This is a genomic window from Paramesorhizobium endophyticum (genome assembly GCF_014640615.1).
GTDB classification, from domain to species: domain Bacteria; phylum Pseudomonadota; class Alphaproteobacteria; order Rhizobiales; family Rhizobiaceae; genus Paramesorhizobium; species Paramesorhizobium endophyticum.
Genome location: NZ_BMHH01000002.1, coordinates 158,924 through 180,051 on the forward strand (window position 1 = coordinate 158,924; position 21,128 = coordinate 180,051).

The 21,128-nt window shown below is 61.6% G+C and carries 22 protein-coding genes; 14 read left to right on the forward strand and 8 right to left on the reverse strand.

The genetic code is table 11. The features are described 5' to 3' along the window. Positions 1-100 precede the first annotated feature (100 nt). Positions 101-1,240 (forward strand): DUF2336 domain-containing protein, encoded by a 1,140-nt coding sequence (locus IEX53_RS03230; protein WP_188821395.1) that lies wholly within the window; start codon positions 101-103, stop codon positions 1,238-1,240. On the opposite strand, the gene IEX53_RS03235 is transcribed toward IEX53_RS03230, so the two are convergent. From IEX53_RS03235 to IEX53_RS03250, 4 genes are read right to left on the reverse strand one after another with little or no spacing between them, the layout of a single operon-like run. Next, positions 1,237-1,935, reverse strand: a complete 699-nt coding sequence (locus IEX53_RS03235) for a polysaccharide deacetylase family protein (protein WP_188821397.1) — start codon at positions 1,933-1,935, stop codon at positions 1,237-1,239. The two genes, IEX53_RS03230 and IEX53_RS03235, sit on opposite strands and share 4 nt — an antisense overlap. Next, positions 1,932-2,672, reverse strand: a complete 741-nt coding sequence (locus IEX53_RS03240) for a glycosyltransferase family 25 protein (protein ID WP_188821399.1) — start codon at positions 2,670-2,672, stop codon at positions 1,932-1,934. Before IEX53_RS03240 ends, IEX53_RS03235 begins: the two co-directional genes overlap by 4 nt. A gap of 18 nt (positions 2,673-2,690) precedes the next feature. Beyond that, positions 2,691-3,029, reverse strand: coding sequence for a VanZ family protein (locus tag IEX53_RS03245; protein WP_188821401.1), 339 nt, complete (start codon positions 3,027-3,029; stop codon positions 2,691-2,693). A gap of 6 nt (positions 3,030-3,035) precedes the next feature. Next, positions 3,036-3,377 (reverse strand): hypothetical protein, encoded by a 342-nt coding sequence (locus IEX53_RS03250; protein ID WP_188821403.1) that lies wholly within the window; start codon positions 3,375-3,377, stop codon positions 3,036-3,038. Positions 3,378-3,521: 144 nt separating this feature from the next. Here IEX53_RS03250 and IEX53_RS03255 point away from each other — a divergent pair, with 144 nt between their 5' ends. The 3 genes from IEX53_RS03255 (at position 3,522) to mgtE (ending at position 5,738) form a co-directional block, all read left to right on the forward strand. After that, on the forward strand, positions 3,522-3,902 hold the full coding sequence (locus tag IEX53_RS03255) for a type II toxin-antitoxin system RelE/ParE family toxin (RefSeq protein WP_188821810.1): 381 nt from the start codon (positions 3,522-3,524) through the stop codon (positions 3,900-3,902). Next, on the forward strand, positions 3,886-4,203 hold the full coding sequence (locus tag IEX53_RS03260) for a helix-turn-helix domain-containing protein (protein WP_188821405.1): 318 nt from the start codon (positions 3,886-3,888) through the stop codon (positions 4,201-4,203). Before IEX53_RS03255 ends, IEX53_RS03260 begins: the two co-directional genes overlap by 17 nt. Before the next feature lie 116 nt (positions 4,204-4,319). Further along, complete coding sequence (gene mgtE / locus IEX53_RS03265) at positions 4,320-5,738, forward strand: magnesium transporter (protein WP_188821407.1); 1,419 nt, start codon at positions 4,320-4,322, stop codon at positions 5,736-5,738. Between the two features lie 74 nt (positions 5,739-5,812). Here mgtE and IEX53_RS03270 read toward each other — a convergent pair whose 3' ends face one another. After that, positions 5,813-7,219, reverse strand: coding sequence for an amino acid permease (locus IEX53_RS03270; protein ID WP_188821409.1), 1,407 nt, complete (start codon positions 7,217-7,219; stop codon positions 5,813-5,815). A 268-nt stretch (positions 7,220-7,487) separates the two neighbouring features. Here IEX53_RS03270 and IEX53_RS03275 point away from each other — a divergent pair, with 268 nt between their 5' ends. The 5 genes from IEX53_RS03275 to IEX53_RS03295 all read left to right on the forward strand — a co-directional run bounded on the left by IEX53_RS03275 (position 7,488) and on the right by IEX53_RS03295 (position 15,097). Next, positions 7,488-8,339, forward strand: a complete 852-nt coding sequence (locus IEX53_RS03275) for a PopZ family protein (protein WP_188821411.1) — start codon at positions 7,488-7,490, stop codon at positions 8,337-8,339. Positions 8,340-8,686: 347 nt separating this feature from the next. Then, a complete protein-coding gene (locus tag IEX53_RS03280) occupies positions 8,687-11,413 on the forward strand; it encodes a valine--tRNA ligase (protein ID WP_188821419.1) in 2,727 nt (908 codons plus the stop codon). A gap of 569 nt (positions 11,414-11,982) precedes the next feature. Continuing rightward, positions 11,983-13,239 (forward strand): OmpP1/FadL family transporter, encoded by a 1,257-nt coding sequence (locus IEX53_RS03285; protein ID WP_236016008.1) that lies wholly within the window; start codon positions 11,983-11,985, stop codon positions 13,237-13,239. 293 nt (positions 13,240-13,532) lie between these two features. Beyond that, positions 13,533-14,330, forward strand: coding sequence for a tetratricopeptide repeat protein (locus IEX53_RS03290; RefSeq protein ID WP_188821812.1), 798 nt, complete (start codon positions 13,533-13,535; stop codon positions 14,328-14,330). A 380-nt stretch (positions 14,331-14,710) separates the two neighbouring features. Beyond that, entirely contained in the window at positions 14,711-15,097 is a 387-nt protein-coding gene (locus IEX53_RS03295) for a type II toxin-antitoxin system VapC family toxin (RefSeq protein ID WP_268902569.1), read from the forward strand. 10 nt (positions 15,098-15,107) lie between these two features. Here IEX53_RS03295 and xth read toward each other — a convergent pair whose 3' ends face one another. The 3 genes from xth to IEX53_RS03310 all read right to left on the reverse strand — a co-directional run bounded on the left by xth (position 15,108) and on the right by IEX53_RS03310 (position 17,366). After that, on the reverse strand, positions 15,108-15,893 hold the full coding sequence (gene xth / locus IEX53_RS03300; RefSeq protein ID WP_188821423.1) for an exodeoxyribonuclease III: 786 nt from the start codon (positions 15,891-15,893) through the stop codon (positions 15,108-15,110). Positions 15,894-15,983: 90 nt separating this feature from the next. Further along, positions 15,984-16,865, reverse strand: a complete 882-nt coding sequence (locus tag IEX53_RS03305) for an NAD(P)/FAD-dependent oxidoreductase (protein ID WP_188821816.1) — start codon at positions 16,863-16,865, stop codon at positions 15,984-15,986. 57 nt (positions 16,866-16,922) lie between these two features. Then, complete coding sequence (locus IEX53_RS03310; protein WP_188821425.1) at positions 16,923-17,366, reverse strand: Rrf2 family transcriptional regulator; 444 nt, start codon at positions 17,364-17,366, stop codon at positions 16,923-16,925. A gap of 256 nt (positions 17,367-17,622) precedes the next feature. Here IEX53_RS03310 and IEX53_RS24455 point away from each other — a divergent pair, with 256 nt between their 5' ends. From IEX53_RS24455 to pqqE, 5 genes are all read left to right on the forward strand, one after another. Then, entirely contained in the window at positions 17,623-17,718 is a 96-nt protein-coding gene (locus IEX53_RS24455) for a pyrroloquinoline quinone precursor peptide PqqA (RefSeq protein WP_505814773.1), read from the forward strand. An 80-nt stretch (positions 17,719-17,798) separates the two neighbouring features. Beyond that, positions 17,799-18,839 (forward strand): pyrroloquinoline quinone biosynthesis protein PqqB, encoded by a 1,041-nt coding sequence (locus IEX53_RS03315; RefSeq protein WP_188821427.1) that lies wholly within the window; start codon positions 17,799-17,801, stop codon positions 18,837-18,839. Continuing rightward, positions 18,836-19,588 carry a pyrroloquinoline-quinone synthase PqqC gene (gene pqqC / locus IEX53_RS03320; RefSeq protein ID WP_188821429.1) on the forward strand — a complete coding sequence of 251 codons (753 nt, stop codon included), beginning with the start codon at positions 18,836-18,838 and terminating at the stop codon, positions 19,586-19,588. The genes IEX53_RS03315 and pqqC overlap by 4 nt, the downstream gene beginning before the upstream one ends. A 142-nt stretch (positions 19,589-19,730) precedes the next feature. Further along, positions 19,731-20,024, forward strand: coding sequence for a pyrroloquinoline quinone biosynthesis peptide chaperone PqqD (gene pqqD / locus IEX53_RS03325; RefSeq protein WP_188821431.1), 294 nt, complete (start codon positions 19,731-19,733; stop codon positions 20,022-20,024). Further along, complete coding sequence (pqqE, locus tag IEX53_RS03330) at positions 20,021-21,124, forward strand: pyrroloquinoline quinone biosynthesis protein PqqE (protein ID WP_188821433.1); 1,104 nt, start codon at positions 20,021-20,023, stop codon at positions 21,122-21,124. Before pqqD ends, pqqE begins: the two co-directional genes overlap by 4 nt. Positions 21,125-21,128: the final 4 nt, after the last annotated feature.

The following is a 21,128-nucleotide window of genomic DNA, read 5'->3' on the forward strand; positions in this document are numbered from 1 at the left end:
TCACTGTTCACTATCTCACTACTCACTAACATGGTGAACCGTCCGTAAACTTTTTCCCGCTACACCTGTTCGCGGGGTAGTTGGGTTGCGGGCGGGTGTAATGATTATCCGGCATTTTCTGAAGTGGATGGGCGAGGCGTCCGTGGCGCAGCGCCGCGCGGCGGCAAGCGCATTGGCGCGGGCCTATCTCCAGTCCACCCTTCCATCCGGTGAGAGGCAGGCGGCGGAAGCAGCATTGACGTTGCTCCTCGACGACCCCTCGCCAAAGGTGCGCGCCGCGCTGGCCGAAGCACTTTCCCTGAGCCGTGACGCGCCATTGCCAATCGTGTTGGCGCTCGCGAATGAGCAGGTGGAAATCTCCGGTTTTATCCTCGCGCGCTCGCCGCTTCTGCGCGACATCGACCTCATCGACCGCGTAGCGATGGGAGACGAACCGGCGCAGCGCCTCATCGCCATGCGTCCTGAAGTGTCCTTCGCTCTGTCAGCAGCGATAGCCGAAGTCGCAGCGCCCGCAGCCTGCGTCGATCTCCTGCGCAACAGCACCGCCCAGATTGCGCCTTCGACCTTCCGCCGCATGGCGGCGCGGCTGGGAAGCCACGCCGATGTCCGCGAAGCCCTGCGGGAGCGCGCGGAACTGCCCGCCGATTCCCGCCATCTGCTGGCGGTGCGCATCGGCGAGGCGTTGGCGGACATGCCTCTGGTCACCGCGACGATGGGCAAGGGCAGGGCGGAGCGGGTCGCGCGTGAAGCCTGCGCAAAAGTCTCGCTGGATATTGCCGGCCAATGTCCCCATGCGGACCATGCAGAATTAGTCGAGCATCTGCAGGCGAGGGGCATTCTCACCACTGCCTTCATCGTCCGCACCGTCGCTCATGGCAAAATCGATTTCTTCGGTGCGGTCCTCGTCTCCCTGTCCGGCCAGCCGGGCCACCGCGTCGGCGCGATCCTGGGCCAAGGCCGCGATGCCGCGCTTGCTGCGCTGTTCCGCAGCGCGGGCCTGGCGGAAGGAACCCACCGCCCGCTCATCTCCGCTCTTCATGCGTGGCGAAAAGTGGCGGACGGAAAGCTCATCGCCGGCCCGCGGGAAATCTCACAGATCATGCTCTCCGCCGCTCACAAGGACGACGAGCCCCGCTTCAGCGCCGCAAACAGCGATCTGGAAGCCCTGCTGCGCAGCATCCATCTCGACGCCATCAGAGAAACCGCCCGCAATCAGGCCCTGGCGCTGGCGGCGGCTTAAAACAGGCACTTCTTCAGAAAATGAACCACCGTGTCGTTGCGGCGAATAGTGAGGCGCGGGAGGCCGAAGGGATCATCATCCGGCTTCGCCTTGCGCCTTTCCGTTGTCAGCGCGTGGGTAAACCCGGCTTCCCGCACCGCCTCGCGCAATTGCGCATTCTCGTCGCCATAAGGGTAGGCGAAAGAGGTGATGGGCTCCCCCAGAATATCCTGCAATGCCTCGCGCGAGCCTGATATCTGCCGCTTCGCTTCGTCAAACGGAACGTCCCGGAGATGCACATGGTCGAGCGTATGCGCGCCGACCTCATGCCCGAGCGCCGCCCATTCGCGCAATTGCGCCGCCGACATGCAAGGGGCCGGTGCGACGCCTATGGGGATGTCCCATTCGTTGCGCCCGCCGATCTGGTTCGAAACGAAGAAATTCGTGGCGGTGAAGCCCAGTTCCTGCAGTACCGGCAGGGCGTTCTCATAGACATTGCGGAAGCCGTCGTCGAAAGTGATGACCGCGACCTTGCCGCGCTCGTGTCCCTCGATATAGGGCAGGGCATCGCGCAGCGACAGACCCTTGTAGCCCAGCCGCTTCAGCCATCGCATCTGGCGGCGGAAGCGGTCGGGATGCACGGTCATGCTGCGAAAGGGCGCCTTCCGCTTAAGGGGAATGTCGATCTGGTGATAGAGCAGGATGGGGACGCTCATGACCGCTCCTGCCTATGGGAGAGCGATTTTATACGCATTCGGTAGATGGGACGAAAAATCTCGCGCGAGAGCCGGTGCGTGAGGGAGCGCTTCTGCTTGATCGTACTGCCGCCGATATGGGCCGAAACCTCTTCCACGCCGCCGGGATGGACCGAGAGCGGCTTTATCCCCGTTGCCCATGTCATCTGCATCATTGTATCCACCGGGCGATCGAACTGCTCGGTAAAGGCCAGCAATCGACTTGCGGCATCGCGGCCGATCAATTGCGCTACCATGCCAAGGCCCACCGGCACCGGCTGGATGATGCGCGCATTTTCCGTGCGAAAAAGCTCTGCGCCGCTTTCCTTGCCGGGGCGGAAGGGGAGGCGGATGAAGCGGTCGGGTGCAAGAAAGTCGCGCGCGGCGGCGAAGGCGGCGGGGAAATCTCCGTTCAGCGCCACATCGTCCTCCAGCACCAAGCCCCCGGCGAGCCCCTGATCGACAATCGCCTGCCATGCCTTGCGATGCGACAGGAAACAGGCGATCTCGTTGACGCTGAGTCGGAAGGGATAATGCGGCTTGTGCATATGGCGGCGATAGAAGCGGTCGATCTGCGTTTGTGGCAGCGCGCGCCCATCCACCGCATCGATAATCTCAGCAGGCACGGGCAGTTCGCGAACGAGCGTTTCCACCTGCGCGCGGCGGTCCGTGGCGCGGGGGAGGTGGATAATGAAGGCTTTGATGGCGTTCGTCTGCATATTTGCGCCGTATAGCTGTCAGGGCGCACGGATAAGGCGCCGGGCAAGCGAGCCAAGGCTGACGCCGATAAACCCGCCCGCCGCCTTGACGACGAAATCGGTAGCCTCGCCATGCCGGCCCGGCGCAATGCGTTGCAGAATTTCGAACAGCGCCGCCGATCCCACAACTAGAACTAGGACCGAAAGCCAATGCTTCGGATAGGCGAGGGCAAAGAGCGCGCCGACGATGAAGAAAGCGAAGAAACGTTCCAGATCGACCGGCTCACCGGTCACGGGGCGCAAGCGGATCGGCCCCACCGTCACGACCAGTATGGCAATCAGCACAAGCCAGGCGAGGCAGCGCAAATAGAAGTTCATGCCGTTTCACTCTTCGGTCGCGTCGACATTGGGATCGCCGCAAGGAACATACAGTATATAGGTCAAAGCGCCCTTCAGCGAATTGCCGAACGCGAGCTTCTCCTCGGCGATCGCATCGACTCCCATGCACCAGCGGACCATGCGCGGCGAATGCCCGAACTCGGTGCCCAGATAATCGGAAGCATAGGCCATTCCTTCCTCGCAGGTCTCTGTCTTGCAGAACCCGCCTTCCTTGGCAAGCGCATGCAACGCCTTTTGCCCCTTCGCCATCGTCCACTGGCCGAGGGCAAGGAAGAAGGCGAGGACGGCAAATGCTGCGGCAAGGGCGATTTTCTTCTGGCGGCTCATGGCCGGGATCATTGCGTTTGCGCTCCCTATAACGCAAGCTATCCAGCAAAAATTATCGTGAAAGCGTTTTCAATTTCGGGAGCATGCAAATGAGGCCTTGCCTTGAAGTGTAGCGCTTGGTGTTATATATGAGGCTAGGCAGTGATAAGAATTTTCAAGAACGCCTGGTTTGAGCGCTTCGCGCGAAAGCAGCGCATCGCGGACACTGCCTTGAGGGACGCGGTGCGGCGCGCCGAACGCGGCCTGATCGACGCCGATCTTGGCGGTGGTGTTATCAAGCAGCGGGTTGCGCGGGACGGGCAGGGGAAATCGGGCGGATACCGCACGATCATTCTCTACAGGCAGGCACACCGGGCATTTTTCGTATTCGGCTTCGCAAAGAGCGGTCAGGATAATATTATCAGGGAAGAGGAAGTCTTGTTCAAGAAGATGGCAAAGGAGGTCCTCGCCTTATCCGATGAACAGATAGCGACATTGATCGAGAAGGAACGTTTCTCGGAGGTTTCAGATGGCGAAGAATTATAAAAGCGAGGCGATGGCGGCGATCCATGAAACCATGGAGGGGCTGTACGAGAGCGGCGCGATCGACAAGCAGACGATGCGTGATTTCGACGAAGCCTGCCTTACCACGTTGCAGCCTCTCGCACCGGAAGAAATCCGCGCGATTCGTGAACGCGAGCATCTCTCGCAGCCCGTATTTGCCCGCTATCTGAACGTTAGCAAGGGCCTCGTATCGGATTGGGAGCGCGGCGTAAAAAAGCCGGGCGGCCCCGCATTGAAGCTTTTGACAGTCATTCAGAAAAAAGGCGTCCGTGCTATTGCCTAATTTCCGGCGATAAAGCAGGTGGTGCGTTGCGCCGCGCACCATAGAGGTCGGTTCGGTAAGGGTGCCAATTGCCTTGTACCCGGTCGACGCGGCTGCCCATTCTGAACGGAAATCCGATGGTCGATATCGAGACAAAAGACAGGCATGAGGCGGCGCAGAGCCATGAGACCGACATCTATGGCGATGATGGCGCGGTGCGCTCTTCCTTTCTCGCCCGTGTCGGCGCGGCCATTGCCGACCGGGACGTGCTGTTCCTGCGTTCGGATGTCGGCACGCTTCACGCCTCCGAGCTCGGCCATGTGCTGCAGGCCTTGCAGCCGGAGCAGCGTCAGGCGCTGGTCCAGCTTCTGGGCGACGAATTCAATTTCGAGGCGCTCACCGAAGTGGACGAGGCGGTTCGTCTCGAAATCGTCGATGCGCTGCCCAATGAGCAAATCGCCGAGGGCGTGCAGGAACTCGATTCCGACGACGCGGTCTATATTCTCGAAGACCTCGACGCGGAAGACCAGGAAGACATCCTCGCCAAGCTGCCTTTCATCGAGCGCGTAAAACTCCGCCGCTCGCTCGAATATCCCGAGGAAAGCGCCGGCCGGCGCATGCAGACGGAATTCGTCGCCGTGCCGCCCTTCTGGACCATCGGTCAGACCATCGACTACATGCGCGAGGACAACGACCTGCCGGACCGTTTCTCGCAGGTCTTCGTCATCGACCCGACCTTCCGCCTGCTGGGCGCTATCGATCTCGACCGCATCCTGCGCTCAGGCCGCGCCACCAAGGTCGAGGACGTCATGCAGGAGACGCGCCACGCCATTCCGGCGACGATGGACCAGGAAGAGGCCGCGCAGATATTCGAGCAGTACGACCTTCTCTCCGCCGCCGTGGTGGACGAGAACGAGCGTCTGGTCGGCGTCCTCACCATCGACGACGTGGTCGATGTCATCAAGGCCGAGGCGGAAGAGGACATTCTGCGCCTTGGCGGCGTCGGCGATGAAGAGTTGTCGGACAAGGTGTTCCACATTTCCCGCTCGCGCGTGCCCTGGCTGCTCGTCAATCTCCTGACCGCCTTCCTTTCCGCCTCCGTCATCGGCCTGTTCGAGGCGACCATTCAGGAAATGGTGGCGCTCGCCGTCCTGATGCCCATCGTCGCGTCGATGGGCGGCAACGCGGCGACGCAGACCATGACGGTGACCGTGCGCGCCATCGCGACGCGCGACATCGACATCTACAATGCCAGTCGCATCATCCGTCGCGAGGCGGTCATAGGCATTCTGAACGGCGTCATCTTCGCGGTTCTGATCGGCCTCGTCGCGGGTGGATGGTTCCACAGCCTGCAATTAGGCGGGATCATCGCGGCCGCCATGGTCATCAACATGCTAGCCGCGGCCCTCGGCGGCATCCTTATCCCGCTGCTCCTTCACCGAGTGGGCGCGGACCCGGCCATCGCCTCCTCGGTTTTCGTGACGATGGTGACCGACGTGACCGGATTCTTCGCCTTTCTCGGTCTCGCCAGCTGGTGGTTCGGTCTGTATCCCTAGAGAACGCCTCCGTGAAATGAGGGCTTTCGATAAGATTTACAGCTTGCCGCAACGATAAAGATGTTCTTGGCCCTTTACCGCCCCCGCTGGAACAGAGCCCCATAAATATGTGTAATCCTCGACCGGAAGAGCCATATGGCGACGATGGCGAGGGCGGAGACGAGGCTGAGTGTAACCTGGGAGCGGGTGCTTGGCTCCCACAGCATCATCACGATCACCGATACCATTCCGGCTATGGTGGCGAGCGTCAGCCAGGGGTAGAGCCACATTTTCACCCGCAGCCGTTTCGGCGGCGTGCGCCGGCGCAGCACCAGTTGCGAGACGGCGATGAACAGGTAGACGAAGAGAATGATCGCGCCGGATGAATTGAGCAGGAACAGGAATACCCTCTCGGGCGAAAGCCATGCGGCTATGACGCAGAGATAGCCGACCCCGGTCGAGGCGAGGATCGCGCCCATCGGGACGCCGTTGGCCGTGGTTTTGGCGAGCCCGGCGGGCGCTTCGCCGCGCCTGGCAAGCACGAACAGCATGCGCGAGGCGGTGTAGAGGCCGGAATTGAGGCAGGAGAGGACGGCGGTCAGCACCACCACATTCATCACATCTCCGGCGCCGGGAATGCCCATCTTGTCGAGTGCGTCGACGAAGGGGGACGTGTTGGGCGGGAGGCTGTTCCAGGGCAGGATCGTCGTGAGCAGCAATATGCAGCCCACATAGAAGACGAGGATGCGAAGGATCACGGAGCGGGTGGCCTTGAGCACCGCCTGCTCGGGGTCCTTGGCTTCCGCCGCGGCGACCGTGGCGATCTCCGCTCCCACCATCGAAAACACGACCACCGCGATGCCGGTAAAGACCGCGCTCACCCCATGCGGCAGGAAGCCCTCGGCGGGGTGAAGGTTCGAGAAGTCCGCGGATTTTCCGGGCCAGAGCCCGGACACATAGGCCGTGCCCAGCGCGAGGAACGCGATGATGGCCGCGACCTTGATGCTGGCGAACCAATATTCGAACTCGCCATAGGAGCGGACCGAATAAAGGTTGGTGGCGGTCATCAGCACGATGAGGCCGAGCGAGGCCGCCCAGAGCGGCAGGTCGGGCAGCCATTTCTGCAGGATGCCGGCACCCGCCACAGCCTCAGCGCCGACGACGATCACCCAGAAATACCAGTAGAGCCATGCGACGGTGAAGCCCGCCCAGTCGCCCAGCGCCAGCCGGGCATACTGGGAAAAGGAGCCTTGCACGGAATTGGCGATCGCCATCTCCCCCAGCATTCGCATGACCATGATGATCATGAGCCCTGTGAGCGCATAGGAGAGGAAGGCGGCGGGGCCGACGCTTCCGATGACCGCGCCGGAGCCGACGAAGAGGCCGGCGCCGATCACGCCTCCCATGGCGATCATCGTGATATGCCGCGGTTTTAACCCCCGCTGGAGCCCTTTTTGTTGCTCGGTGCGTTCGTTTTTCGGCTCTGATGATGTCTTCTTCATGGCTTTTCCGGAGTGCTCCGTGACGCAAGCATGGCAGTTTGCGACCGGAAATATGTCCAAGCATTAAATGCGGATGCGTTTCTTTGGTTGCAGGCTTCGTTTCGGGGTGATTAGATCCGCTGCATCGTCTTATGGTTTACGATTTGATAATTCTGTGAGTTGGCTTCCCCGGATGTCTCTCGGGGATTCTCAAACCCGGTTTCGTCCGGTACCTTAAGTCCATGGATTCGCCTGCAGGCGGCAGGACCAAATCAGCACAAGGCGGAATATGGCACAGACATCGAGCGCGGCGCGTGAGCCCTCCATGGAAGAGATTCTGGCTTCCATTCGTCGGATCATTGAGGACAGTGATGTGGTGCGGCAGAGCGTGCCGCCCAAGCCGGAGCGTCCCACTGTGGCGCCCGTGCGCGGTGAGATCGCCGAATTCCGCCGTGACCCCGAACCGGTGCTGCGGCCCGTCCAGGCCGCGCCGCGTCCTGTAGAGGCGGAGGAGAAGCGCGAGGACCGGCGCACGCAGGAGACGGATGAAGCGATGAACGCCCTTGCCGCCCGCATCGGCCTGCGCGGCACGCTGGACGCGCGCGGCGCCTCCATAGCGCCAGCGCCGGTGCAGCCATCTTACCCGATGGTGGACGAGGAGGAGGAACCCGTTCTCGACCCCGTCAATGACGACCGCCCCGTAAAAGCGGCGATACCTGAAGCGCCGATGGCCTTGAAGCCCGCGCCCGCCGTCGCGCCGCCAAAGCGTGTGGAGCCGGTGGAGCAGAAGCGCGTGGAGCCGATGGAGCCCCGCCCCACGATCACGAAAGCGCCTGAACCTGTCCAGCTGGCGCAGCCCGCGCCGGAACCTGCCGAGCCCGCTTTCGAGGAAGCGCCTGCACCCTATGTCGCAAGCGAGGCGTCTTCGATCATCTCGCCGACAACGGGACGGCAGGTAGCCGCCGCCTTCGAGGATCTCACCACTGCAATGCGCGTCGAGCAGCGCCGCTCCTTCGACGAGATGGCGGAGAAGATGCTGCGCCCCATGCTGCAGGAATGGCTCGACAACAACCTGCCTTCACTGGTCGAGCGCCTGGTGCGCGAGGAGATCGAGCGGGTGGTCCGCGGCATGCGGGGGTAACTATTTCTGGACCCCTTCACCCTCGTGGTTCGAGGCTCCGGTCACCCTTCCACTTTTCAACCGTTCGCCAAGCTTACACTTCCCGAGCCGTGGAAGGGTGACCTCGCACCTCACCATGAGGGTGAAGGGGCGTCGGCGCTTCAGTAGCCCTCACCCTGAGGTGCGAGCCTGACCTTACCGTGAGCTTGTCGAACGGTTGGTCAGGGGAGCCTCGAAGGACGAGGGCGCTTGGCACGACGGATTTATCTTTCTGATGTCTTTCCCCTTTCATAATCCCTCCAAAAGTGATTTTAGAACCTACACGTGAACCCCATTCCCGCTTGAATTAGCCCCGACGGACATTTTCCATGCTTGAGAAGACATACGACGCCACGGCCATCGAGCCGAAGATCGCCGAACTCTGGGAGAAGGTGGGGGCCTTCAAGGCCGGGGCGGGCGCGAAGCCGGGCGCGGATCCGTTTTCCATCGTCATCCCGCCGCCCAATGTCACCGGCTCGCTGCATATGGGCCATGCGCTCAATAACACGATTCAGGACATTCTCGTCCGCTTCGAGCGCATGCGGGGCAAGAATGTCGTCTGGCAGCCGGGCATGGACCATGCCGGCATCGCCACGCAAATGGTGGTCGAGCGCCAGCTGATGGAGCGGCAGGAGCCGAACCGGCATGTGATGGGCCGCGAGAAATTCATCGAGCGTATCTGGCAATGGAAAGCCGAATCCGGCGGCATGATCGCCAACCAGCTGCGCCGCCTGGGCGCGTCCTGCGACTGGTCGCGCGAGCGCTTCACCATGGATGAGGGCCTGTCCAAGGCGGTGCTCGAAGTCTTCGTCGCGCTTTACAAGCAGGGCCTGATCTACAAGGACAAGCGCCTTGTGAACTGGGATCCGAAGCTGCTGACGGCGATCTCCGATATCGAGGTGGAGTCGCGCGAAGTGAAAGGCCATCTCTGGCACTTCCGCTATCCCCTGGAGAACGTGCCGTTCGATCCTGAGAATCCGCACACCTATATCGTCGTCGCCACCACGCGTCCCGAGACGATGCTCGGCGACACGGGCGTTGCGGTCAACGGGCAAGACCCGCGCTATCACGCGCTCATCGGCAACAATGTCGTGCTCCCGCTGGTCGGCAGGCTTATCCCCATCGTTGCCGATGACTATGCCGATCCGGAAGCGGGGTCCGGCGCGGTCAAGATAACGCCGGCCCATGATTTCAACGATTTTGAGGTGGGCAAGCGCAACGGCCTTCGTCAGATCAACGTCTTCACCGTCGAAGCGGCGATTACGCTCAAGAACAACAATGATTTCCTCGAAGGGCTGGAGGCATCGAGCCATCTCGACAAGCTGATCCATGATCTCGACGGACTCGACCGTTTCGCTGCGCGCAAGCGCATCGTCGAGATGATGGAGGAGGGCGGCTACCTCGAGAAGATCGAGGACCACACCCATGCGGTGCCCCATGGCGATCGCGGCGGCGTGCCGATCGAGCCGTTCCTGACCGACCAGTGGTATGTTAACGCGGCGGAGTTGGCGAAGCCCGCGATTGCATCGGTGCGCGAGGGGCGGACGAAGATCATCCCCGCCAATTGGGAAAAGACCTATTTCGACTGGATGGAGAATATCCAGCCCTGGTGCGTCTCGCGCCAGCTCTGGTGGGGCCATCAGATCCCTGCCTGGTACGGGCCGGACGGCACCTATTTCGTCGAGCGAACCGAGGGCGAGGCGAAGGCGGCGGCGCGCGCGCATTATGGCGAGGACGTTGCCCTGACGCGCGATTCCGATGTGCTCGACACTTGGTTCTCTTCCGCGCTCTGGCCGTTCTCGACCTTCGGCTGGCCGGAAAAGACGCCGGAGCTTGCCGCCTATTACCCGACGAGCGTTCTCGTCACCGGCTTCGACATCATCTTCTTCTGGGTTGCCCGGATGATGATGATGGGGCTCCATTTCATGGAGGAGGAGCCGTTCCATACGATCTATCTCCACGCGCTGGTGCGCGACAAGAACGGCGCCAAGATGTCGAAGTCGAAGGGCAATGTCCTCGACCCGCTCGACCTCATCGGTGAATATGGCGCGGATGCGCTGCGCTTCACGCTCGCCATCATGGCGGCGCAGGGGCGTGACGTGAAGCTCGATCCGGCGCGCATCGCCGGCTATCGCAATTTCGGCACCAAGCTCTGGAACGCCACCCGCTTTGCCGAGATGAACGGCGTAGCGCGTGACGAGAGCTTCGACCCGGCTGAGGCCAAGCTCGCCGTCAATCGCTGGATTCTCACCGAGCTGACGCGGGCCGCTCGCGCCGTGACCGAAGGCATCGCGGCCTACAAATTCAACGAGGCGGCAGGCGCGGCCTATAGATTCGTCTGGAACCAGTTCTGCGACTGGTATCTGGAACTGCTGAAGCCGATCTTCATGGGCGAGGACGAGGCGGCCAAGAAGGAAGCGCAAGCCTGCGCCGCCTACTGCCTCGATGAGATTTACAAGCTGCTCCACCCCTTCATGCCATTCATGACGGAGGAGCTTTGGGCGCATACGGCGGGCGAGGGCAAGACGCGCCCGACCTTGCTTGCGCATGCCGAGTGGCCCGTGCTCGACTTCGAGGACGATACGGCGGCGGCGGACCTCAACTGGCTGATCGAGCTTGTCTCCGGCATCCGCTCGGTGCGGGCGGAGATGAACGTTCCGCCTTCCGCGCTCGCCCCGCTCGTCGTGCTCGGCGCGAACGACCTGACCCGCGATCGGCTCGAGCGTCACGACGCGGCGATCAAGCGGCTGGCGCGCGTGGAATCGATTGGCTTTGCCAACGACGCGCCGAAGGCTTCGGCACAGATTGTCATCGGCGAGGCGACAGCCTGCCTGCCGCTCGGCAGCCTCATCGACCTCAATGCGGAAGGCGCGCGCCTCGCCAAGGAAGAAGGCAAGATCGCCGCCGAAATCGAGCGCATCGAGAAGAAGCTCTCCAACGAGAAATTCGTCGCCAATGCGAAGGAAGAAGTCGTCGAGGCCGAGCGTGAAAAGCTTGCCGAACTGCGCGAAGCGGCGAAGAAGATCGCCACCGCGCGCCAGCGGATCGGCGGCTAGCGCATTTCACATCTAGACGGAAAGAACTTTGCGCCCTTCACCTCGTGGTTCGAGGCTCATTCTGCTGCGCTCCATTTACACCTCACCATGAGGTGAAGGGTTGCAACGCCGTAGTAGCCCTCATCCTGAGGTGCGTAGTGAAGCGCAGCGGAACGAAGCCTCGAAGGGCGAGGGCGCTTGGCGTTTCCATCAAACAAGACTCGTTCACCCCGCAAGAAGGGGATGAATAGAACGCTTTGATTCGACCCCATCATCGCGGCTCGGCACCTCCGGAAATCGGGTGTCGGGCCGCCGCTTTTTGCCATGATTTGAACAATATGCGGTCATTGTTGCTGCTTGGCAACAGAGGTGCTGGATCAGCCAAAAATCCCTAAAAACCGGTTATTTATCGCGTATTTAAACGCAGAATCTCTTTATTAGCGGCACGTCGAAGCGGAAAATGCAGGCTTTTTACGAAGGTGCATTGTTCGCGGGAAGACAGGGTGTTTCGCGGCCTCTTGCCGGGCATCACTTTCATGTTACGTTTTCGTCAAAATTGATTGCGGTCAATGATCCGGGGAGGGACATTCATGAGCAGGGGTAGCACAAAGATCATCAGCGCGGTGCTGATCGCGGCAGGCACGGCCGCCACGGCGCATGCGGGCGGCATGGAACGCAGCTCACAGGATTTCGACATCCTGTTCGAGCCGGGTACGCGCATCGAGTCCGGCGTGACTTATGTGAAGCCGGAGCGGAAGCTGAAGAATATTCGTGGTTCGGCAGTAGGCGCGGCGACCCGCGGCATCAATCCGACGACTGGCCGACCTTATGAGACAAGCACCGGCGAATCCCGGGGCTATGCGGTGCCGAAATTCTCAGCCAAGGTCGATCTGACGGATGATCTCGCCTGCGCCGCGCAATATCGTGAGCCGATCGGCATCCACTCCGATGTCGGCACGGACACGGTGGAGATGTACACGGCCATCGAGCAGGAAATCACCTCGCGCGATTACGGCCTCAACTGCTCCTACCGCTTCGCTGCGGGCGAGAAGGGTTTTATCCGTATCCTCGGCGGCGTTTCCTATCAGGAAATCGAGGGCTACCAGTCTCGCTATCTGCCGGCCGGTTTCCCAACGCCCTTCGGTGCGTCGCTGCCGTTCCGTACCGGCTATCTCAATGTTGAAGACAAGAGCTGGGGCTGGCGTCTCGGCGCGGCCTACGAGATCCCGGAATATGCGCTTCGCGCTTCGCTGGTCTACCAGTCGAAGGTGAAATACGATATGGAAGGCACGGTCACCGGCCTGTTCCCCATCACGATCCCTGTCGTGGGCGAGGCGGAAGTGCCTGATTCAGTCGAGTTCAAGTTCCAGACTGGCATCGCGCCGAACTGGCTGGCGTTTGGCTCGGTCAAGTGGACCCACTGGTCGAATCAGGATGTCATCAATTTCGTGAACACGAGCGGAAGCCTTCCGGGTCCCTTCGCTGCAATCCCCGCAGGCGCGCGGATCACCGGCCTGGACCTTTACTACCGCGATGGCTGGACTGTTACCGGCGGTGTCGGGCACAAGCTCAACGACCAATGGTCAGTGGCGTCGAGCCTCACTTGGGATCGCGGCACGTCAACGGGCCTGCAATCGCAGACGGATACTTGGACCCTCGGCCTCGGCACGACCTATTCGCCGAACGAGCGGTTCGAGGTTCGCCTCGCTGGTGCTGTCGGCTTGCTCACATCCGGCACCAAGGACAACACCTACATCGATGGTGTACGCAACCTCACGGGTTCCATCGCCGATTTCGACGATGATTTCGTCGGCGCGCTTTCGGTTTCAGCGAAGCTGAAGTTCTGAGCCGATGTTTTAGCGTAAACTATTGAGAAAGCCCGGTTTTCGCCGGGCTTTCTTTTAATGAAAGTCAAGGAAAAATGGTGTCCGAGGGGCTAAACGACATGTTCTTCCAGTTCATCGCGCGTAGTGGCCACGCCGGCCTCTCTCCCAATTTCGTGTCGATTCAGCAACAGTCGCTTCACCATGAAAGTGCATGACCCGGGCGGCTTGGCCCTTCGCCAATTTCCCGCCACAAACCCGGAGCACCCGGAAAGGGCGAGACATGTTGTCCGCTTATGTTCAAGAGAAATGCATTGATGCGCGCCGTTAAGCACTTCACATATCCGGTGTTCGGAATTGCACTGACACTCGCCGTCTCCTGCGGATATGCTCGCGCTTTCGATGTCACCGATAGCCAGCCGGAAAAGAGCAGCAATCCCTTCGAATTGTTCAAGTTCGGCTTCTCGGCCTACAAGAGCGGCCATAAGGACGAGGCGCTGAAGGCGCTGCGCTATGCCGCCGATATGGGTCACCAGGGTGCCAAATGGAAGCTCGCCCGCATGTATGCCGAAGGCGACGGCGTCAAGGAAAACGATTACGAGGCCTACCAGATCTTCGAAAAGATCGTGCGCGACGGGGCCGAGCCCGGCTCGCAGAATGAGCCTTACGTCGCCGACGCGCTGGTCGCTCTGGCCGGTTATGTGCGGCGCGGCATCCCGGATTCGCCCGTGGAGGCCAATCCGAGCATTGCCCGCGAGCTCTACATCCAGGCTGCTTCCAATTTCGGCGACCCGGCTGCGCAGTACGAACTGGGCCGGATGCTGCTGAAGGGCGAGGGCGGCGCGCGCAATCCCGTGCAGGCCGCCCGCTGGTTCCGCCTCGCAGCGCAGAAGGGCAATGTGAAAGCCCAGGCCATGCTCGGCAACATGCTGTTCCAGGCAGGCAAGACCGTGCGCGGCCTCGCCATGCTCACCGCCGCCTTCGAGCGTTGCAAGTCCAAGGATTGCGACTGGATCCGCAACATGCAGGAGCAGGCCTTCTCCGTCGCCGGCGAGGCCGACCGCCGCACCGCGATTTCGCTCGCGGGGGATATTGTGAAGACTGGAGACTTTTGAGGGAGGGGAGTGAATTTGGGAGTATGGCCGATAACCTACTCGCCCCACCCCTTATTCCTTTTCTGGCGCGATGCTTCAAAGTCCACTATATTGAGGGGACTTTGAGAGAGGTTCGCCATGTTGCACTTATCCGAAGAAACAGAACGCCTTGCCCGTCTTGTCTCCGTCCTTAGTGGGCGCGAGCCGGAGGATTTGATCCGCTCTGCGTTGGAACGGGAGGCGGAAGCGTTGGGAATTTCTGAAGAGGCCACGCTCCAACGCCGTCGCCCGACGGTGGCAGCAGAGATTCTCGAATTCGGTAAGAGGGCCGCTAAACGGCCAATTCTTGATCCCCGTAGCCCCAAGGAAATCTCCGACGATCTGAACGAGCTATAATCGTCATCGATTCATCGGCTGTCGTAGCAATTTTCGAGAACGAACCCGAAGAGGTGGTCTTCTCGGAGGTAATTGCCTCCACGAGTGGATTGGTCATGTCGGCTGTCAATGTTCATGAGACTGCAACGGTTCTGCGTGCCCGGCGTGGCCGGGAACATGAAGAGGATTTCTGGCGGTTCCTTAAGGTGAGCACTATCAAGGTTGCCGCGTTTAAGGAGAAACAGGCGCGCCTGGCGGGAGAAGCCTTCAACCGCTACGGCAAGGGTATCCATTCGAAAGCCCGGCTCAATCTTTGTGACTGCGCGGCCTATGCGCTCGCCAAGAGCCTGTCGGTCCCGCTTCTATTCAACGGCGACGATTTCATCCACGCGGATGTAGAACGCTGGCGCTGATCTACCCGAATTACACTTTCAGTTTCACCACGACCGGCACATGGTCGGAAGGCTTGTCCCAGGCGCGGACGTGCTTTTCGATATCGGCGTAGACGAGGCGGTCGGCGGCTTCCGGCGAGAGCAGGAGGTGGTCGATGCGGATGCCATTGTCCCTGCGCCACGCACCCGCCTGATAATCCCAGAACGTATAGAGGTCTGCCGCGTCGCTGGTAAGCCGTACCGCATCGGCGAGGCCGAGATTTTCCAGCCTCCGAAAGGCCTTCCGCGTCTCAGGCAGGAACAGAGCATCGTTCAACCATTGTTCGGGATGCTTCGCGTCCTCCGCCTGCGGGATCACATTGTAATCGCCCGCCAGCACCAGCGGCTCCGCAAGCTTGAGACGGCTTTCCGCCCAGCGCTCGAGCCTCTTCATCCAGCCAAGCTTGTAGGTGTATTTTTCCGTATGCGCAGGATTGCCATTGGGCAAATAAAGCGAGGCAACGCGGAGGACGCCGCCGCCCTCGCGCGAGAACACCGCCTCGATAAAGCGCGCCTGCTCGTCGGTGTCATCGCCCGGAAGGCCGCGCACTACCTCATCCGGCGATTTCTTCGAGAGAATGGCAACGCCGTTGAAACCCTTTTGGCCGTGGGTCTCGACATGGTAGCCAAGCGCCTCGATCTCCAGCCGCGGAAATTGCTCGTCGACGGATTTGATTTCCTGCAGGCAGGCAATGTCCGGCGCCGACTCCTTCAGCCAGCGCAGGAGGTTGTCGATGCGCGCCTTGACGCCGTTGATGTTCCAGGTGGCTATCTTCATGGTTTCAGGCTTAAGCCGCCAGGCGATTCCGGACAAGAGCTCCTCGACGTTTTCCCGGCCTCTGTGAGCCGGGAAAACCATGAGCGGCATTCAAAACATAAGCGAGCGGTGGGCAGCGGTTCCGGCCATCGCGCCGTCACCGACGGCGAGGGAGACATTGCCCGCGCCGCGCGCGGCGTCGCCGCAGGCAAAGACGCCAGGAACGGAGGTTTCCTTCATGCCGTCAGTGTGGATGAAGGGGCCGAGCGGGCCTTCCTCCATCGCGCAGCCCAGCTGTTCGGCCAGCGGGCTCGAGGGCCGGGTAGCGGGGGCGGTGAAGACACCGGCGAGGGGGATGATACGGCCATCGGCGAGGTTGAGGTCCGCATGCCCGGTGATTTCGGTGACGGGTGTCGGCTCGACACTTGCGCCGCGGCTTGCCATTTGCGCCAGCTGTTCGGCGTCGGGCGAGAAGACATTGTTGGTGAAGAAGGTCGTCTTGCCCCAGTCCGGCAGCATCAGCGCCTGATGGATCGACGCCGGCCCCACGGCGAGCACGCCGATATCTCCCTCATTCAACTCATAGCCGTGGCAATAGGGGCAGTGGAAGACACTCTTTCCCCAGCGCTCCCGAAGGCCGGGGAGGGCGGGCAGTACATCTTCGACGCCGACCGCGAGGACCAGCTTTTTCGTGTCATAGGCCTGCCCGGCCTCGGTCGTTACGCGAAAACCCACTTTGGCGCGGTCGGCGCTCGAAACCTTGCCCTCTACCCATTCGAGGGTGCGATAAGCGAGGAGCTGCTGTTTTGCCTCTTCCGCGATGGCGCCCGGTGCGTGGCCGTCGCGGCCAAGGAAGCCGTGCGAACTTGAAGCGAAGCGGTTGCGGCGCACGCCTGCGTCGATCACCATGATCCGTCGCCGCGCCCGCGCCAATTGCAGCGCTGCCGCCATGCCGGCATAGCTGCCGCCGATAATGATCACGTCATACTGCATTCCGGTTTCCTTTTTTGGCAGCATGATCTCATCCAAAAAGTCTGCAACTTTTTGGGATCATGCTCTGTTCTGTTTGTGTGCGGCGAGGCGCTTGGTGAAGTCCTCGGCCAGTTCCGCCAGCGTGAGGCGGCTGAACCGCTCCATCAGCAAGGCTTCGATATGGTTGAATGTGTCGTCCAGCGCGGCATTCACCGCCTGTTCGACGAGGCATTGCGGGTTTTCATGGCGGTTGCCGATGGCGAAGACCGCCGGTTCCCCCAGCGCCAGGTGAATATCGCGCAGCGTCACGCTTTCGAGGTCTCGTGCGAGCGTCCAGCCGCCATTGTGCCCCTTTTCGGAGCGCACCAGCCCCGCCTCGCGCAGGCCCGCCATGGTGCGGCGGACGACCACGGGATTGGTGCGCATGCATTGCGCCAGCACCTCCGACGTCATGGGGCCATCATGGGCGGCCATGTGGAGGAGGGCGTGGAGGACGGAGGAAAGGCGGCTGTCGTGTTTCATGTAACTTTATATATTACATGAAATTGGATCACGCAAGCCGCCCGATAAGAAGTTGCAAACCTATTTCAGGGATGCTTGAATCCTCGCTGGGTGAAGACGGCCACGCCGTGCTATAGTCTTCGCCCCAGAGCATGATCCCGAAAAGTTGCAGACTTTTCGGATAAGATTATGCGGTAAAAACAGATGAATCGTGCGCAGCGGGCGTATGATGACCCGAAGATCAAACGGATGATCTTCAAGCAAAGGAGAGACATTCATGAAGAAGACATGGACAAAGCCGACCATGTGCCAGGTCGCCGCCGGAATGGAAATGTCCCGTTATCTTTCCGCCGAACTGAAGGCAAAGAAGTAATCCTTTTTCCGCCCCGCGTGGAATCCCGCGCGGGGCGGTCGTTTATCTGGAATATGCCCCAGAGGCGGTAAGGGCGCGGAATGCTTTTGAAGATCATCGGTTCCGCGGCGGGCGGCGGTTTCCCTCAATGGAACTGCAATTACGCCCTGAGCCGCGCGGCGCGAGCAGGGGAGCCGGGCTTCCAGCCGCGCACGCAGTCGAGCCTTGCCGTCAGCGCCGACGGAACGGACTGGGTGCTGTTCAACGCCTCCCCCGATATCCGCCAGCAGATCGCCGCGACGCCGCAATTGCAGCCGCCAGCCGATGGTCCGCTGCGGGCGACGCCGATCCGCGCGGTGGTGCTGACCAATGCCGATGTCGACCACATCGCCGGGCTGTTGAGCCTGCGCGAGCGCCAGCCCTTCGCCATTTACGCGACCGACCGGGTGCTGCAGGTGCTCGAAACCAATTCGATCTTCAACGTGCTCGACCGGGCGATTGTCCCGCGGCGCAGGCTCGTCCTGAATGAGCGCACGGAGATACTGGGCGCCGAGGAAAAGCCGACTGGCATTACCGTGGAAGCCTTCGCCGTGCCGGGGAAGGTGGCGCTGTTTCTGGAGGATGAGGCGCAAGAGGGATTTGGGACGGAGGAAGGCGATACGGTTGGCGTGCAGATTGAGGCGGTGGCGGAATGCCCCTCATCCCCCTGCCGGGACCTTCTCCCCGTGAAGAACGGGGAGAAGGAGGAGGCGGCAACGTCTGCGCCCCCCTCGCCCCGCTTGCGGGGAGAGGGTAAGGGCGAGGGGCAAATTCTCTACATCCCCGGCTGCGCGCGTATCGACGAACCCTTGAAAACCCGTATTGCAGAGGCCTCATGCCTTCTTTTCGACGGCACCGTCTATCATGATGACGAGATGATCCGCGCCGGCGTCGGCTCCAAGACCGGGGCGCGCATGGGGCATTTGCACATTGCGGGCGAGGTGGGATCGATGAGCCAGCTTGCGGATGTGCCTGCAGCGCGGCGCATCTATGTGCATATCAACAACAGCAATCCCATTCTCGACGAGAACTCTGCCGAACATGCGGCAGTGCGTGCGGCAGGATGGGAAGTGGCCTATGACGGAATGGAGATCGCGCTTTGACGGATTTTGCCAATGCCGCGAAGGACGGCCTGACACCCTCCCAGCTTGAAGAAATGCTGCGGGCGGTGGGCGCGGCGCGCTATCACAATCTGCACCCCTTCCACCATCAGATGGTGAGCGGCGCGCTGACCAAGGGGCAAATGCAGGCCTGGGCGCTTAACCGCTATTGCTACCAGGCCGTCATTCCTCGCAAGGATGCGGCGATCCTGACGAAGGCGGAGGACCCCGCCTTCCGCGCCGAATGGCGCAAGCGCATCGAGGATCACGATGGTAACGACGGCTGGAGCGGCGGCATCGCCCGCTGGCTGAAGCTTGCGACGGGCTTGGGGCTCGACGCGGATATGGTCAAGAGCGAAAGGCTGGCCCTGCCCGCGACGCGCTTCGCGGTCGGGGCCTATTTGAATTTTTGCAGGGAGCGCAGCCTGCTGGAAGCGGTAGCATCCTCGCTCACGGAACTGTTCTCACCGGTCATCATCAGCGAGCGGGTTCCGGCGATGCTGGCGAAATATGATTATGTCACCGAGGATATCATGGCTTACTTCAAGCCGCGACCGGTCCAGGCTTCGCGCGACGCGGATTTCGCGCTCGCCTATGTCATGCAGCACGCCACCACGCCGGAAAAGCAGCAGGCGGTCATCGACGCGCTCGTCTTCAAATGCGATATTCTCTGGGCGATGCTCGACGCGCTCGATTATGCCTTTGGCAAAGGCCATGTGCCGCCCGGTGCGTTCAGGCCAGAGGAGATCTAGCGCTTATGTCTATGGTAGAATGTGCCCCTCACCCTAACCCTCTCCCCGTGAAGAACGGGGAGAGGGGGGCATCGACGTTGCCGCCTTTTCCTTCTCCCCGTCCTTCACGGGGAGAAGGTGCCGGCAGGCGGATGAGGGGCAGATGACGCAAACCGCCCGCGCCATCGTCTCGATGCAATCGCGCCCGAAACTGAAGCGCCATGCGCGGCTGCAATATGATCCGGTGCGCGGGGCCTGGGCGCTGCTCTCGCCCGAGCGCATCTTCTGGCCGAACGAGGTGAGCCTCGATATTCTGCGGCTGTGCGATGGCTCGCGCGATGTGAGCGGGATGATCGCGGTTCTTGCCGAACAGTATGGCGCGGACGAAGCTGACATCGCTGATGACGTCACGGCCTTCCTGCAGGAATGGTCGGACAAGCTTTTGGTGACATTATGAGCGATGCCATCCTGCCCCCCATTGCCATGCTGGCGGAGTTGACGCATCGCTGCCCGCTGCAATGCGCCTATTGCTCCAATCCGGTGGCGCTTCTGAAGGCCAACCGGGAAATGCCTCGAGAGCAATGGCTGGCGCTGTTCGAGGAGGCGGCGGATCTGGGCGTGCTGCAGGTGCATCTCTCGGGCGGCGAGCCGACATTGCGTAGCGACCTCCCCGAACTCATCGCCTGCCTGGCGCGGCGCGGGGTCTATACGAATCTCATCACCGCGGGGGTCGGCATTGCGGAAGGGCGGATCGAGGCTTTTGCGGAAGCGGGGCTCGACCATGTGCAATTGAGCTTCCAGGGCGCGCATCCGGAGACCACCGCGAAGATCGGCAACCACGCGGACGCGCATCGGAAAAAGATCGAGACGGCGCGGCGGGTGCGGCAAGCAGCCCTGCCGCTGACGATCAACGCGCCGATCCATCGCCACAACATCCACGAGGTGCCCGATTTCATCGAGATGGCGCTTGAACTGGGCGCGGAGAGGCTGGAAATCGCCAATGTGCAATATGCGGGCTGGGCGCTGCTCAACCGCGACCAGCTGATGCCCGACCGGGAAGCTGTGGAGCGTGAGGTGCGGATTGTCGAGGAGGCGCAGGCGCGACTCACCGGCATCATGACCATCGATTTCGTCGCGCCGGATTATTTCGCGCTGTATCCCAAGCCCTGCATGGGCGGCTGGGCGCGGGATGCCTTCGTGGTGACGCCCGATGGCACCGTGCTGCCCTGCCACGCGGCGCAGACCATCAAGACGCTGTCCTTCGAGCGGTTCGGCGAGCGCAGCCTGACCGAGATCTGGCTCGATTCCCCTGCCTTCAACACCTTCCGCGGCACGGGCTGGATGGCCGAGCCATGCCGCACCTGCGACCGGCGCGAACTCGACTGGGGCGGCTGCCGCTGCCAGGCAATGGCGATTGCCGGGGACGCCGCCGCCACCGACCCCGCCTGTATCCGCTCGCCCCTGCATGAGCGAATGGGGGCGCTGATCGCCGAAGCGGCGCGGGCGGACGGTGGGTTCCAGTATCGGCGGATCGGCAAGGTCGCTGAGCCCACCTGAACGC

Excerpts from the sequence above, each read along its gene's own strand:
- IEX53_RS03230 (WP_188821395.1), top strand. The coding sequence starts at position 101 with ATGATTATCCGGCATTTTCTGAAGTGGATGGGCGAGGCGTCCGTGGCG.
- IEX53_RS03235 (WP_188821397.1), bottom strand. The coding sequence starts at position 1,935 with ATGAGCGTCCCCATCCTGCTCTATCACCAGATCGACATTCCCCTTAAG.
- IEX53_RS03240 (WP_188821399.1), bottom strand. The coding sequence starts at position 2,672 with ATGCAGACGAACGCCATCAAAGCCTTCATTATCCACCTCCCCCGCGCC.
- IEX53_RS03245 (WP_188821401.1), bottom strand. The coding sequence starts at position 3,029 with ATGAACTTCTATTTGCGCTGCCTCGCCTGGCTTGTGCTGATTGCCATA.
- IEX53_RS03250 (WP_188821403.1), bottom strand. The coding sequence starts at position 3,377 with ATGAGCCGCCAGAAGAAAATCGCCCTTGCCGCAGCATTTGCCGTCCTC.
- IEX53_RS03260 (WP_188821405.1), top strand. The coding sequence starts at position 3,886 with ATGGCGAAGAATTATAAAAGCGAGGCGATGGCGGCGATCCATGAAACC.
- mgtE (WP_188821407.1), top strand. The coding sequence starts at position 4,320 with ATGGTCGATATCGAGACAAAAGACAGGCATGAGGCGGCGCAGAGCCAT.
- IEX53_RS03270 (WP_188821409.1), bottom strand. The coding sequence starts at position 7,219 with ATGAAGAAGACATCATCAGAGCCGAAAAACGAACGCACCGAGCAACAA.
- IEX53_RS03275 (WP_188821411.1), top strand. The coding sequence starts at position 7,488 with ATGGCACAGACATCGAGCGCGGCGCGTGAGCCCTCCATGGAAGAGATT.
- IEX53_RS03280 (WP_188821419.1), top strand. The coding sequence starts at position 8,687 with ATGCTTGAGAAGACATACGACGCCACGGCCATCGAGCCGAAGATCGCC.
- IEX53_RS03285 (WP_236016008.1), top strand. The coding sequence starts at position 11,983 with ATGAGCAGGGGTAGCACAAAGATCATCAGCGCGGTGCTGATCGCGGCA.
- IEX53_RS03290 (WP_188821812.1), top strand. The coding sequence starts at position 13,533 with ATGCGCGCCGTTAAGCACTTCACATATCCGGTGTTCGGAATTGCACTG.
- xth (WP_188821423.1), bottom strand. The coding sequence starts at position 15,893 with ATGAAGATAGCCACCTGGAACATCAACGGCGTCAAGGCGCGCATCGAC.
- IEX53_RS03305 (WP_188821816.1), bottom strand. The coding sequence starts at position 16,865 with ATGCAGTATGACGTGATCATTATCGGCGGCAGCTATGCCGGCATGGCG.
- IEX53_RS03310 (WP_188821425.1), bottom strand. The coding sequence starts at position 17,366 with ATGAAACACGACAGCCGCCTTTCCTCCGTCCTCCACGCCCTCCTCCAC.
- IEX53_RS24455 (WP_505814773.1), top strand. The coding sequence starts at position 17,623 with ATGAAGAAGACATGGACAAAGCCGACCATGTGCCAGGTCGCCGCCGGA.
- IEX53_RS03315 (WP_188821427.1), top strand. The coding sequence starts at position 17,799 with ATGCTTTTGAAGATCATCGGTTCCGCGGCGGGCGGCGGTTTCCCTCAA.
- pqqD (WP_188821431.1), top strand. The coding sequence starts at position 19,731 with ATGACGCAAACCGCCCGCGCCATCGTCTCGATGCAATCGCGCCCGAAA.
- pqqE (WP_188821433.1), top strand. The coding sequence starts at position 20,021 with ATGAGCGATGCCATCCTGCCCCCCATTGCCATGCTGGCGGAGTTGACG.